General features: G+C 64.2%; 15 protein-coding genes. 14 read left to right on the forward strand and 1 reads right to left on the reverse strand.

Annotated elements, in window-relative coordinates:
- Nucleotides 1-42: 42 nt before the first annotated feature.
- The 14 genes from cobO to L1O02_RS08660 all read left to right on the forward strand — a co-directional run bounded on the left by cobO (nucleotide 43) and on the right by L1O02_RS08660 (nucleotide 11336).
- Nucleotides 43-654, forward strand: coding sequence for a cob(I)yrinic acid a,c-diamide adenosyltransferase (cobO, locus tag L1O02_RS08600; protein WP_108546115.1), 612 nt, complete (start codon nucleotides 43-45; stop codon nucleotides 652-654).
- A gap of 10 nt (nucleotides 655-664) precedes the next feature.
- Entirely contained in the window at nucleotides 665-1987 is a 1323-nt protein-coding gene (locus L1O02_RS08605) for a cobyrinate a,c-diamide synthase (protein WP_108546114.1), read from the forward strand.
- Nucleotides 1980-2630, forward strand: a complete 651-nt coding sequence (gene bluB, locus L1O02_RS08610) for a 5,6-dimethylbenzimidazole synthase (protein WP_060840537.1) — start codon at nucleotides 1980-1982, stop codon at nucleotides 2628-2630. The genes L1O02_RS08605 and bluB overlap by 8 nt, the downstream gene beginning before the upstream one ends.
- A complete protein-coding gene (gene cbiB / locus L1O02_RS08615; RefSeq protein WP_060840536.1) occupies nucleotides 2627-3535 on the forward strand; it encodes an adenosylcobinamide-phosphate synthase CbiB in 909 nt (302 codons plus the stop codon). Before bluB ends, cbiB begins: the two co-directional genes overlap by 4 nt.
- Nucleotides 3528-4520: a threonine-phosphate decarboxylase CobD gene (cobD, locus tag L1O02_RS08620; RefSeq protein ID WP_108546113.1), complete on the forward strand. Its 993-nt coding sequence runs from the start codon at nucleotides 3528-3530 to the stop codon at nucleotides 4518-4520. Before cbiB ends, cobD begins: the two co-directional genes overlap by 8 nt.
- On the forward strand, nucleotides 4517-5968 hold the full coding sequence (locus L1O02_RS08625; RefSeq protein WP_108546112.1) for a cobyric acid synthase: 1452 nt from the start codon (nucleotides 4517-4519) through the stop codon (nucleotides 5966-5968). Before cobD ends, L1O02_RS08625 begins: the two co-directional genes overlap by 4 nt.
- Nucleotides 5969-6004: 36 nt before the next feature.
- Nucleotides 6005-6526 carry a bifunctional adenosylcobinamide kinase/adenosylcobinamide-phosphate guanylyltransferase gene (gene cobU / locus L1O02_RS08630; RefSeq protein WP_060840533.1) on the forward strand — a complete coding sequence of 174 codons (522 nt, stop codon included), beginning with the start codon at nucleotides 6005-6007 and terminating at the stop codon, nucleotides 6524-6526.
- Nucleotides 6523-7578, forward strand: a complete 1056-nt coding sequence (cobT, locus tag L1O02_RS08635) for a nicotinate-nucleotide--dimethylbenzimidazole phosphoribosyltransferase (protein ID WP_108546111.1) — start codon at nucleotides 6523-6525, stop codon at nucleotides 7576-7578. The genes cobU and cobT overlap by 4 nt, the downstream gene beginning before the upstream one ends.
- A complete protein-coding gene (gene cobC, locus L1O02_RS08640) occupies nucleotides 7575-8147 on the forward strand; it encodes an alpha-ribazole phosphatase family protein (RefSeq protein WP_060840531.1) in 573 nt (190 codons plus the stop codon). The genes cobT and cobC overlap by 4 nt, the downstream gene beginning before the upstream one ends.
- Before the next feature lies 1 nt (nucleotide 8148).
- Complete coding sequence (locus L1O02_RS08645) at nucleotides 8149-8880, forward strand: adenosylcobinamide-GDP ribazoletransferase (RefSeq protein ID WP_108546110.1); 732 nt, start codon at nucleotides 8149-8151, stop codon at nucleotides 8878-8880.
- A 70-nt stretch (nucleotides 8881-8950) separates the two neighbouring features.
- The gene (locus tag L1O02_RS08650) at nucleotides 8951-9355 is read left to right on the forward strand and encodes a MarR family transcriptional regulator (protein ID WP_047305612.1); all 405 of its coding nucleotides are present in this window, start codon (nucleotides 8951-8953) and stop codon (nucleotides 9353-9355) included.
- Between the two features lie 61 nt (nucleotides 9356-9416).
- The gene (locus L1O02_RS08655; RefSeq protein WP_161799188.1) at nucleotides 9417-10610 is read left to right on the forward strand and encodes an MFS transporter; all 1194 of its coding nucleotides are present in this window, start codon (nucleotides 9417-9419) and stop codon (nucleotides 10608-10610) included.
- Nucleotides 10607-10729, forward strand: coding sequence for a hypothetical protein (locus tag L1O02_RS31100; RefSeq protein ID WP_281063683.1), 123 nt, complete (start codon nucleotides 10607-10609; stop codon nucleotides 10727-10729). Before L1O02_RS08655 ends, L1O02_RS31100 begins: the two co-directional genes overlap by 4 nt.
- A 55-nt stretch (nucleotides 10730-10784) precedes the next feature.
- Entirely contained in the window at nucleotides 10785-11336 is a 552-nt protein-coding gene (locus L1O02_RS08660; RefSeq protein WP_016967460.1) for a redoxin domain-containing protein, read from the forward strand.
- Nucleotides 11337-11423: 87 nt separating this feature from the next.
- Here L1O02_RS08660 and L1O02_RS08665 read toward each other — a convergent pair whose 3' ends face one another.
- A complete protein-coding gene (locus tag L1O02_RS08665) occupies nucleotides 11424-12710 on the reverse strand; it encodes an outer membrane protein transport protein (protein ID WP_060844347.1) in 1287 nt (428 codons plus the stop codon).
- Nucleotides 12711-12824 lie beyond the last annotated feature (114 nt).

The raw sequence follows: 12824 nt of genomic DNA on the forward strand, positions 1-12824 counted from the left end.
TTTCCTGCCCGCCGTTCCCCAGCCCCAACGGAGAGCTGCCCCATGAGTGAATCCCCCGATCGTGACGAGCGCCATGTGGCGCGCATGTTGCGCAAGAAAGCCGTGATCGATGAGCGCATCGCCAACTCGCCCAACGAATGTGGCCTGTTGCTGGTGCTGACCGGCAATGGCAAGGGCAAGAGCAGTTCGGCTTTCGGCATGTTGGCGCGGTCCATGGGCCACGGCATGCAGTGCGGCGTGGTGCAGTTCATCAAGGGTCGTAACAGCACCGGCGAAGAGCTGTTCTTCCGGCGTTTTGCGCCGCAGGTGCGCTTTCATGTGATGGGCGAGGGCTTTACCTGGGAAACCCAGGATCGCCAGCGCGATATCGCCGCGGCCGAAGCGGCCTGGGCGGTATCCAGGGAACTGCTGAGCGACCCGGAGATTGGTCTTGTTGTACTCGACGAGCTGAACATCGCCCTCAAGCACGGTTACCTGGATCTGGACCAGGTGCTCAGCGACCTGCAGGCCCGTCCGCCCATGCAGCATGTGGTGGTGACCGGTCGCGGGGCCAAGCCGGAGCTGATCGAACTGGCGGATACCGTCACCGAAATGGGCATGGTCAAGCATGCCTTCCAGGCCGGCATCAAGGCGCAGAAAGGTGTTGAGCTGTGAGTGTGACTTCATGACCGATGTTCGTCATTGCCCGGCGGTATTGATTGCCGCACCGGCTTCCGGCCAGGGCAAGACCACCGTGACCGCCGCCCTGGCTCGCCTGCACCGCAATCAGGGGCGCAAGGTACGGGTGTTCAAATGCGGTCCGGACTTTCTCGACCCGATGATTCTCGAACGCGCCAGCGGCGCTCCGGTGTACCAGCTGGACATGTGGATGGTGGGCGAGCAGGAAAGCCGGCGCTTGCTCTGGGAAGCCGCGGCTGACGCCGACCTGATCCTGATCGAAGGGGTCATGGGGCTGTTCGACGGCACGCCTTCCAGTGCCGATCTGGCACGGCATTTCGGGGTGCCGGTGCTCGGGGTGATCGATGGCACCGCCATGGCCCAGACCTTCGGGGCGCTGGCCCTGGGCTTGGCCCGTTACCAGCCGGACCTGCCGTTCGCCGGGGTGCTGGCCAACCGGGTCGGCACCTTGCGCCACGCGCAGTTGCTCGAAGGCAGCCTCACCGAAGGCTTGCGCTGGTACGGCGCCCTGTCCCGGGAAACCGATATCGAACTGCCCAGCCGGCACCTGGGGCTGGTGCAGGCCCGTGAACTGAATGATCTCGACCTGCGCCTGGATGCCGCCGCCGAGGCGTTGTCCAGCAGCTGCCAGGTGGAGCTGCCGCCTGCGGTGAGTTTTGCCGCGCCAGCGCCTGTGGCCTGCGCGCCCTTGCTGGAGGGGGTGCGCATCGCCGTGGCCCGCGACGAGGCGTTTGCCTTCACCTACGGTGCCAGCCTCGATCTGTTGCGGGCCATGGGGGCGCAGTTGCATTTCTTCTCCCCTATCCATGACACGCAGCTGCCTGAGGCGGACAGCCTGTACCTGCCCGGTGGCTACCCAGAGTTGCACCACCAGGCCCTGGCGCAGAACCGCGCCATGCTCGACGCGATTCGCGCCCACCATGGTGCGGGCAAGCCATTGCTGGCCGAGTGTGGCGGCATGCTGTACCTGCTCGACTCCCTGACCGACGTCGAAGGCCGGTGCGCCGAGCTGCTGGGGCTGCTGCCCGGCGCGGCGGTGATGCAGAAGCGACTGGCCGCCCTGGCCTTGCAGGCCGTGGAGTTGCCGGAGGGCGGCTTGCGTGGCCATACCTACCATCACTCCCTGACCACGACCGCCCTTGAGCCGATTGCCCGTGGCATCAGTCCCAACGGTGGGCGTGGGGCAGAGGCGGTGTATCGCGACGGGCGGATGACCGCTTCTTATGTGCATTTCTACTTTCCGTCCAATCCGGCAGCGGTAGCGGCGTTGTTCGCTCCGTCTCCTGCAGGGAGTGTGAGCGGTGAGTGAGCAGGGATTTTCTGCGGCGGAGCGTGAGGCCGTGTATCGCGCCATCGCCGAACGCCGGGACATGCGGCATTTCGCCGGCGGCAGTGTCGAGCCCGAGTTGCTGCGCCGTTTGCTGGAGGCGGCGCATCAGGCGCCCAGCGTGGGGCTGATGCAGCCCTGGCGTTTTATCCGCATCAGCGATCGCCCGTTGCGCGGGCGTATCCAGCAGTTGGTGGAGGAGGAGCGGGTGCGCACCGCCGAGGCGCTGGGCGAGCGTTCCGATGAGTTCATGCAGCTTAAGGTCGAAGGCATCCATGACTGTGCCGAGGTGCTGGTGGCGGCCCTGATGGATGGCCGCGAGCGGCATGTCTTCGGCCGGCGGACCCTGCCGGAAATGGACCTGGCCTCGCTGTCCTGTGCCATTCAGAACCTCTGGCTGGCGGCGCGCAGCGAAGGCCTGGGCATGGGCTGGGTGTCGCTGTTCGAGCCCCAGGCCCTGGCCGACCTGCTGGGGTTGCCCGCCGGTGCCAAGCCCCTGGCCGTGCTGTGCCTGGGACCGGTTACCGAGTTCTATCCGGCGCCGATGCTGGCGCTGCAGGGCTGGGCGCAGCCCCGGCCATTGAGTGAGTTGCTGTATGAGAATTACTGGGGAGTGAGTCAATGAGCGTGGCGTTGCTGAGTGTCGCCGCCGTGGCGCTGGACGCGCTGCTGGGCGAACCCAAGCGCTGGCATCCGCTGGTGGCCTTCGGTCGTATGGCGGATCGTATCGAGCAACGTTTCAACGCCGCGGGCCGGGGCTGGCGCAGTCATGGCGTCAGCGCCTGGGTGCTGGCGGTACTGCCCCTGACCCTGTTGGCCACCGCGCTGTCCTGGCTGCCCTATATCGGTTGGCTGGTGGAGATCCTGGCGCTGTATTGCGCCCTGGGCCTGCGTAGCCTCGGCGAGCACGTCGAACCGGTGGCTCAGGCCTTGCGCAGCGATGATCTGCAGGAAGCACGGCACCGGGTGGGGTTCCTGGTGAGCCGCCAGACCAGCGAACTGGACGCCACCGCCGTGGCCCGTGCGGCTACTGAATCGGTGCTGGAGAACGGCAGCGACGCCGTGTTCGCCGCGTTGTTCTGGTTTGCCGTGGCCGGCGCACCGGGGGTGGTGCTCTATCGCCTGAGCAACACCCTGGATGCGATGTGGGGCTACCGTAACGAGCGTTTCGAGCGTTTCGGCTGGGCGGCGGCGAAGATCGACGACCTGCTCAACTACATTCCTGCGCGTCTGGTGGCCCTGACCTACGCCTTGCTCGGCAAGACCCGGCTGGCGCTGAAGTGCTGGCGCCGCCAGGGCCCGACCTGGGACAGCCCGAATGCCGGCCCGGTCATGGCGGCCGGAGCGGGAGCCCTGGGAGTGGAACTGGGCGGGGCGGCGATCTATCACGGTGAGTTGCATCAGCGTCCGCCTCTGGGCGAGGGCGAGCCGGCCAGTGCCGACTCCATTGATCGTGGCTGGCAGTTGGTGCAGCGAGGTGTCTGGCTGTGGTTGTTGATTCTGTGTCTGGGGGCGGAATTCTATGCTTGAGCACGGCGGAAGGTTGCGTAAGGCGGCCCAGGAATACGGGATTGCCGAAGAGGCCTGGCTGGATCTGTCCAGCGGATTGGCGCCTTGGCCGTTTCCCATTCCGGCCATTCCCTTGCGGGCCTGGGCGCGCCTGCCGGAAACCGATGACGGTCTGGAACAGGCGGCCTGTGCCTACTACGGTGCCGACGAAGTACTGCCGGTGGCCGGTTCCCAGGCCGCGATCCAATTGCTGCCGCGACTGCGGCGGGCGGGCAAGGTCGGGGTGTTGTCGCCCTGTTATGCCGAGCACGCCGAAGCCTGGCGCCGCAGTGGCTACCGGGTGCGAGAGGTGCTGGAGCAGGAAGTGGATTTCTTTCTCGACAGCCTCGATGTGCTGGTGGTGGTCAACCCCAACAACCCCACCGGCCTGAGCCTGACTCCGGAGCGCCTGCTGGACTGGCATGCCCGCCTGGCCCAGCGCGGCGGCTGGCTGGTGGTGGATGAAGCCTTCATGGACAACACCCCGGACCTGAGCCTGGCCCGGCATGCCCATCAGGTGGGGCTGATTGTCCTGCGCTCGTTTGGCAAGTTCTTCGGCCTGGCCGGCGTGCGCCTGGGGTTTGTCCTGGCCGAGCGTCGGCTGCTCAAGCTGCTGGCGGAGCAGGTGGGGCCCTGGGCGGTCAGTGGACCGACCCGGGTGCTGGGGCAGGCGTGCCTGCGGGATGTCGACGGGCATGTGCGGCAGCGCCGGCGCAGCGAGGTAGCCAGCCAGCGCCTGAGTCAGGTCCTGGAAGGGTTCGGCTTCAAGCCCCAGGGCGGCTGTGCCCTGTTCCAATGGCTGATCACCGCCGAGGCCGAGCAGCTTTATCAATTCATGGCACGGCGCGGCATTCTGCTGCGGCTGTTCGCCCACAACAGCAGCCTGCGCTTCGGCCTGCCCGCCGACGATGCCGACTGGGCGCGCCTGGAGCAGGCGCTGCAGGCCTATCGCAAGGATTACCCATGACCACCCTGATGGTGCAGGGCACCACCTCGGATGCCGGCAAGAGCACCCTGGTTACCGCGCTGTGTCGCTGGCTGTTGCGCCAGGGCGTCAGCGTGGTGCCGTTCAAGCCGCAGAACATGGCGCTCAACAGTGCGGTGACCGCCGACGGTGGCGAAATCGGTCGGGCCCAGGCGGTCCAGGCCCAGGCGGCCAACCTGGTGCCCCACACCGACATGAACCCGGTGTTGCTCAAGCCCAACAGCGACACCGGCTCCCAGGTGATCATTCACGGTCGCGCCGTGACCACCATGAATGCCGTGGCCTATCACGACTACAAGGCCATCGCCATGCAGGCGGTGCTGGCTTCCCATGAGCGCCTGCGGGGGGCTTATGAGGTGGTGATGGTGGAGGGTGCCGGCTCGCCGGCGGAGATCAATCTGCGCGCCGGCGACATCGCCAACATGGGCTTTGCCGAGGCGGTGGACTGCCCGGTGCTGCTGATCGCCGATATCAACCGCGGCGGGGTGTTCGCGCATCTGGTGGGCACCCTGGAACTGCTGTCACCCAGTGAGCAGGCGCGGGTCAAGGGCTTCATCATCAACCGCTTCCGAGGCGACCTGGCCCTGCTGCAACCGGGACTGGACTGGCTGGAGGCCCGCACCGGCAAACCGGTGCTCGGGGTGCTGCCCTATGTGATGGACCTGCACCTGGAAGCCGAGGACGGCATCGATCAGCGTCAGGCCGGCAAGGTCGAGCAAGTGCTCAAGGTGGTGGTGCCGGTGTTGCCGCGGATCAGCAACCACACGGATTTCGATCCGCTGCGCTTGCATCCCCAGGTCGACTTGCAATTCATCGGGCCCGGGCAGGCGATTCCTGCCGCCGACCTGATCATCCTCCCCGGTTCGAAAAGCGTGCGCGGCGACCTGGCTTACCTGCGCAGCAACGGCTGGGAGCAGGCTCTTGCCCGGCACCTGCGCTACGGCGGCAAGGTGCTGGGTATTTGCGGCGGCCTGCAGATGCTCGGCGAGCAGTTGCATGACCCGCTGGGGCTCGAGGGCACAGCCGGTTCCAGCCCGGGCCTGGGCCTGCTGGCCTTTGCAACCGTGCTTGAAGAGGAGAAGCAGCTGCGCAACGTCAGTGGCCGCCTGACCCTGGAGAATGCGGCGGTCAGTGGCTATGAGATTCACGCCGGGGTCACTCGTGGCCCGGCCCTGGAGCAGGCCGCCGTGCAGTTGGACGATGGGCGTAGCGACGGTGCCTTGAGCGCCGACGGGCAGATTCTCGGCACTTACCTGCACGGCTTGTTCGAAACCCCGGCGGCCTGCAGCGCGCTGCTACGCTGGGCCGGCCTGGAGGCGGTGCAGGAGGTGGACTACCACGCCTTGCGCGAGCGCGATATCGAGCGGCTGGCGGATCTGGTGGAGCGGCATCTGGACACCCGCGCGCTGCTCACGCTCTGTGGTCGCTAGAACTGCGGTGAACATTCATTTCAAAGGTGCTCAAGCATGCTGCAACTGATTCTCGGCGGTGCCCGTTCCGGCAAGAGTCGCCTGGCGGAACAACTCGCCACCGACAGCGCCCTGGCGGTCACCTATATCGCTACCAGCCAGCCTCTGGATGGCGAGATGAACCAGCGTATCGCCCATCATCGCGAGCGTCGGCCGAGTCATTGGGGCTTGATCGAAGAACCTCTGGAGCTGGCCCGGGTGCTGCAGCAAGCCGCCGCCCCCGGGCATTGCCTGCTGGTGGATTGCCTGACCCTGTGGCTGACCAACCTGCTGATGCTGGATGACCGGGAGCGTCTGCTGGCCGAGCGCGACGCCTTGTTGCAGTGCCTGCCCGGTCTGCCGGGAACGATCATTTTTGTCAGCAACGAAACCGGAATGGGTGTCGTGCCGCTGGGCGAATTGACTCGCCGTTACGTGGATGAAGCCGGTTGGCTGCATCAAGCTCTGGCCGAGCGGTGTCAGCGTGTGGTGCTGACGGTGGCCGGCCTGCCCCTGACTTTGAAAGGAACTGCGTTATGAGTAACTCCTGGTGGCTGGATCCATGCAAGGCGATCGATGCGCAGATGGTCGAGCAAGCATTGGCGCGACAGCAGCAACTGACCAAGCCGGCCGGCTCTCTTGGCCAGCTGGAGCCCCTGGCGGTGCGCCTGGCCGGTTTACAGGGGCAGCTCAAGCCTGGCCTTGAGCGGTTGTGGATCGCGATCTTCGCCGGTGATCACGGGGTGGTCGCCGAAGGGGTGTCCGCCTATCCGCAAGAGGTCACCGGGCAGATGCTGTTGAACTTTGTCAGTGGTGGGGCGGCGATCAGCGTGCTGGCGCGGCAACTGGGGGCGCAACTGGAAGTGGTGGACCTGGGAACGGTGGCGTCCGGTTTGAACCTGCCGGGGGTGCGCCACCTGAACCTGGGCGCGGGTACGCAAAATTTTGTCCAGGGACCGGCCATGACCCCGGATCAGGGCGAGCAGGCCCTGCAGGCCGGGCGTGACAGCGTGCTGCGGGCCCGTGCCGAGGGCGCCCAGCTGTTTATCGGCGGTGAAATGGGCATTGGCAACACCACGGCTGCCAGCGCCATTGCCTGTGCCTTGCTGGATATCCCGGTGGCCCGGTTGGCCGGTCCGGGCACCGGCCTGAATGCCGCCGGAGTCAGCCACAAGGCTCAAGTGATCGAACGGGCCCTGGCGCGGCATGCCGCCTCCCGTGGCGATGCCCTGCAAACCCTGTTCAACCTGGGCGGGTTTGAAGTGGCGGCGCTGGTGGGCGCCTATCTGGCGTGTGCCCAGGAAGGCATCGCGGTGCTGGTGGATGGTTTTATCTGCAGCGTCGCGGCGCTGGTGGCGGTGCGTCTGAATCCGGCCTGTCGTCCCTGGCTGCTGTTTGCCCATCAGGGTGCGGAGCCGGGACACCGGCATGTGTTGCAGACCCTTGAGGCCGAGCCGCTGCTGGACCTGGGCTTGCGTCTTGGGGAGGGCAGCGGTGCGGCGCTGGCGGTGCCATTGCTGCGTCTGGCCTGCGATCTGCACGGGCAGATGGCGACCTTCGCCGAGGCGGCGGTGGCGGATCGCCCGGCATGACCTTGCACCTGGACCTGCTGCGCCACGGGGAAACCGAACTGGGCGGCGGCCTGCGCGGCAGCCTGGATGACGCCCTGACGGAGCGTGGTTGGCAACAGATGCGCGATGGGGTTCAGGGGCGCGGGCCTTGGGACCGGATCGTCAGTTCGCCGTTGCAGCGCTGTTCGCGGTTTGCCGAGCAACTGGCTGCCCGGCTGGAGGTGCCCCTGAGTTTGGCGCCTGATCTGCAGGAGCTGCATTTTGGCGCCTGGGAAGGGCGCAGCGCGGCGGCGCTGATGGACACCGACGCCGAGGACCTGGGGCGTTTCTGGGCCGATCCCTACAGCTTCACACCGCCCCAGGGAGAGCCGGTGGCGGACTTTTCCCGGCGGGTGCTGGGGGCCATTGATGGCCTGTACCAGTCGTGGGCCGGGCAGCGGGTGCTGTTGATCAGTCATGGCGGGGTCATGCGCCTGTTGCTTGCTCGGGCGCGGGGGCTGCCCCGGGAGCAGTTGTTGAGTGTCGAAGTGAGTCATGGCGCGTTGTTCAGCCTGAAAGTCGCCCCGGGCCTGCTGAGCGAGGAGGGCTGAGATGCTGCCGTTCTGGATTGCCTTGCAGTTTCTCAGCAGCTTGCCGGTGCGCTTGCCGGGCATGCCGGAACCTCAAGAGCTGGGGCGCTCCCTGTTGTTCTATCCGCTGGTGGGGCTGGTGTTTGGCCTGTTGCTGTGTGGGTTGCATGCGCTGCTTGCGGGAACGCCGTTGCTGCTGCATGCAGCGCTGTTGCTGGCTGCCTGGGTCCTGCTCAGCGGCGGCCTGCACCTGGACGGGCTGGCCGACAGCGCCGATGCCTGGCTGGGGGGCTTTGGCGATCGCGAGCGCACCTTGAGCATCATGAAGGACCCGCGCAGCGGACCGATCGCGGTGGTGACTCTGGTGCTGGTGTTGCTGCTCAAGTTCGCCGCTCTGGTGGCGCTGATCGAGCAGCAGCAGGCATTCGCCTTGTTGCTGGCGCCGTTGATCGGGCGTGCGGCGCTGCTGGGGTTGTTCCTCAGTACGCCCTATGTTCGCGCCGGCGGTCTGGGGCAGGCTCTTGCCGATCACCTGCCACGGCTAGCAGGGCGGCAAGTGTTGGGGGTGAGCGTGCTCGGTTGTTTGCTGCTGGGCGGCTACAGCGGACTCTGGGCGCTGCTGCTGGCGCTGGTGCTGTTTGTCTGGTTGCGCCAGTTGATGATGCGGCGTTTGGGCGGCACCACCGGAGACACCGCCGGGGCGCTGCTGGAGTTGCTGGAGGTGACCGTGCTGCTGGCGGTGGTGGCATTTTGAGGCAGATCCGGATCTGCCGATTGAGTGGAAAATTCTTGCCTTGAATTAATCGCGGGTATATACACGCACCATGCTTCCCTCTCAATGTTTGTGCACCAATCTGCGTCGTGCCGCGCGTGGCGTCAGCAGGTATTACGACGGCGTCCTTGATGGCTTCGGGATTAACGTCGCCCAGTATTCCTTGCTGAACAATCTGCTGCGTCTCGATCAGCCGAGCATTTCCAGCCTGGCGGAGGCCATGGGCCTGGATCGCAGTACCCTGGGACGTAATGTGCGGGTGCTGGAGGCGGCCGGTCTGGTCCGCTTGCTGGAAGGTGATGATCAGCGCAATCGTCTGGTGCAATTGACCGAGGCGGGGCACGAGCGACTGGCGGCGGCCTTGCCGGCCTGGGAGGCGGCTCAGCAGCGACTGATCGATCGCCTGGGCGCGCAGAAGCGTGAAACCTTGTTGGCCTTGCTGAACGAACTGGCCTGATGCTGCTTCGTTTGATTACAAGCGGGTATATACCCGTAACTGGAGAATAAAAATGTCATCGATGTGGCGCACCAGTGGTTGGGTCCTCCTCGGCAGTGCATTGATCCTGGCGCTGTCCCTGGGCGTGCGGCACGGTTTTGGCCTGTTTCTGCCGCCCATGAGTGCGCAGTTCGGTTGGGGGCGTGAAGTGTTCGCCTTTGCCATTGCCCTGCAGAACCTGATCTGGGGGCTGGCCCAGCCCTTTACCGGAGCCCTGGCCGATCGCTTTGGGGCGGCCAGGGTGGTGTTGATCGGCGGCGTGCTGTACGCGGTCGGGCTGGTGTTCATGGGGCTTTCGGATTCGGCGCTGAGCCTGTCCCTGAGTGCCGGGTTGCTGATTGGCATCGGTTTGTCCGGAACCTCCTTCTCGGTGATTCTCGGGGTGGTCGGTCGTGCCTTGCCGCCGGAAAAGCGCAGCATGGGCATGGGGATCGCCAGTGCTGCAGGCTCCTTCGGCCAATTCGCCATGCTCCCGGGAACCCTGGGGCTGATCGGCTGGCTGGGCTGGTCGACGGCATTGCTGGTGCTGGGGCTGCTTGTGGCGCTGATCGTGCCGCTGGTCAGCATGCTCAAGGACAAGCCGCTGCCGGTGCTGGGGCATGAACAGAGCCTGGGCGAGGCCCTGCGTGAAGCCTGTTCTCACTCGGGGTTCTGGTTGCTGGCGTTCGGTTTTTTTGTCTGTGGTTTCCAGGTGGTGTTCATCGGCGTGCACCTGCCGGCCTATCTGGTGGATCAGCATCTACCGGCGACAGTCGGAACCACGGTGCTGGCGCTGATCGGCTTGTTCAACATCTTTGGCACTTACACGGCGGGCTGGTTGGGCGGGCGGATGTCCAAGCCGCGGCTGTTGACCGGTCTGTACCTGCTGCGGGCGGTGGTGATCGGCCTGTTCCTGTGGCTGCCGGTGACCCAGACCAGTGCCTACCTGTTCGGCATGGCCATGGGCTTTCTCTGGCTGTCCACCGTGCCCTTGACCAATGGCACGGTCGCGACCCTGTTCGGGGTCAGGAACCTATCGATGCTTGGCGGCATCGTCTTCCTGTTCCATCAGCTGGGCTCCTTCCTTGGCGGTTGGCTGGGGGGCGTGGTGTATGACCGTACCGGGAGTTATGACTTGATCTGGCAGGTGGCGATTCTTCTCAGTCTGTTGGCCGCGGCTCTCAATTGGCCGGTGCGCGAGCGGCCGGTGGCGCGCTTGCAGGCGAGTGCAGCATGAAGTCATGGCTGGGTTGGAGCGCCGGCCTGGGCGTTGGCCTTGTGCTGTTGTGGCTGGCCTGGTGTGGGTGGCATCGCGGCGGACTGGCGCTGATGCAGTTGGGCATGGGTGCTTGCTAGGTGGGCGCAGGGGCGAGTAACGTCGGTGTCCGACCACTCTTGAAGGACATTGAACATGGCTAAGCGCTGGTTTGTGGTTCCGGCATTACTCACACTGTTTGCCGGTTCGGCCTGGGCGGCGGATTGTCCAGCGTTGCTGCAGGGATCTGTGCCCAAGTTGCACGCCAAGGAATCCATCGATCTGTGTCAGCGCTTCGCCGGCAAGCCGCTGGTGGTGGTCAATACCGCGAGCTTCTGTGGGTTCGCGCCGCAATTCAAAGGTCTTGAAGCGCTGTATCAGCGTTACAAGGAGCAGGGGCTGGAGGTGGTGGGCGTGCCGTCCAACGACTTCAAGCAGGAGTCCAAGGACGGGGCCGAGACGGCCAAGGTCTGCTACGTCAACTATGGCGTGACCTTTACCATGACCGAGCCACAGAAGGTCCTGGGGACGGATGCGGTGCACCTGTTCAAGGTACTGGCGCAGCAGAGCAGCGCGCCGAAGTGGAATTTCTACAAATACGTGGTGGATCGACAGGGCAATGTGATTGCCAGCTTTTCCAGCCTGACCAAACCGGATAATCCGGAATTCCTGGAGGCGGTGGAGAAGGCGTTGGCGTCGAAGTCTTGAGCTTTTCGTCCCGGTAAATGAAAAAGCCCTGCCTTTTGAAAGGCGGGGCTTTTTTATTCAGCTCTGGAGGCGCAGGCCTCTGAACGATTAGAAGCGGTAGGTTGCACCTACGCCAAAACCGTTTGCGCTGTTTTCGTACTCGGCGTTGTACGTCTGGCCGAGTGCGTTTTTGCGGTTGACGTTGACTTTCTCTTCCTTGAGGTACGAGTAGGCCACGTCGATGGTCAGGTCGTCTGTCGGGCTCCAGCCGGCACCCAGGCTGAAGATGGTCCGGTCGCCGGTAGGGATACGAGGCGAGCGGTCAGTGTTGTTGGTCGGCGCTTGGTCAAAGGTCAGACCGGTACGCAAGATCCACTGTTTGTTCAGCTGATACGAGGTGCCGATGGCGTAAGCCCAGGTGTCGTGCCAGTTCTGCTCTTCCTTGATGGTGCCAAGGTTCAGGATTGGGGCCAGTGCACCGCCGGAGGAGGCAGTCACACCTTCGTTGTTGACGGTGATGTCCTTCAGGCGGCTCCAGCGGGTCCAGGTGGTACCGGCATAGAGCTTCCAGGCATCGTTCAGCTCTTGGGTGACCGAAAGGTCATAGGACTCTGGAGTTTCGATCTTCAGAGAGGCGTCATAGCGATTGCTTTTCAAGAGAAGCGGGTTGGTACCGGCTCCTGGAGTGACTTCGGTATGGCCTTCCAGTTTGTAGTTCACTTTGGAGTGGTAGGTCAGGCCGACACGAGTGGTGTCGGTCGCCTGGACCAGAACCCCGATGTTGTAGCCGTAACCAATGTCGTCGCCTTTGATCTGGACCCGGCCGTCATTAGGCGAGGCAGGAGTGGTCAGCGCCGATTCCAGCACGCCGGAAATCCGGTTGATGGTCGGGCCAAAACCGATGGAGACCTTATCGTTGAAGGCGTAGCTGACCGTTGGCTGGAAGGTTACGACTTTAACTTCGCTCTTACTGCCGAAGTTACGTCCCTGAAAGTTGTTTTCATAATCGGTGACCAGGCCAAACGGAGCATAAACGCCCAGGCCGAATGCCCATTGGTCATCGATTGGTTTGACGTAGAAGCCCATGGGTACGGCGGTGAAGGGCACCATATCGCCCTTGTTGGTGCCTCTGCGGCTGCCGCTGGTGTCCTTGAGGTCGGTGGATGCATCGATAGCAGCCATACCGCCAGTGACTTGCTGGCGTTTGAGGCGGGACATGCCGGCTGGGTTACCAAATACAGTACTTGCGTCATCGGCAGCGGAAGAACGTCCCGCGAAACCCGTACCCATGCCGCTAATGCTTTGTTCGTTAAGAGCAAAGCCGCTGGCAAATAGCTGAGTAGAGGCAAGTGCAACTGCGAGACTGATGGTGGATTTGAGCATGACTTTTTTCATTATTAGAACTCCTGATGATCACCGAGGCGAAAATTACCAACATTTCGGCTACGGCGCTATAGGCTAAATCAGTAGATTTTCCGGCATTTTGTAGGACAATCCGACCAAAATCGG

The sequence above is a fragment of the Pseudomonas sp. BC42 genome, assembly GCF_021560055.1.
In the GTDB taxonomy this organism is placed as follows: Bacteria; Pseudomonadota; Gammaproteobacteria; order Pseudomonadales; family Pseudomonadaceae; genus Aquipseudomonas.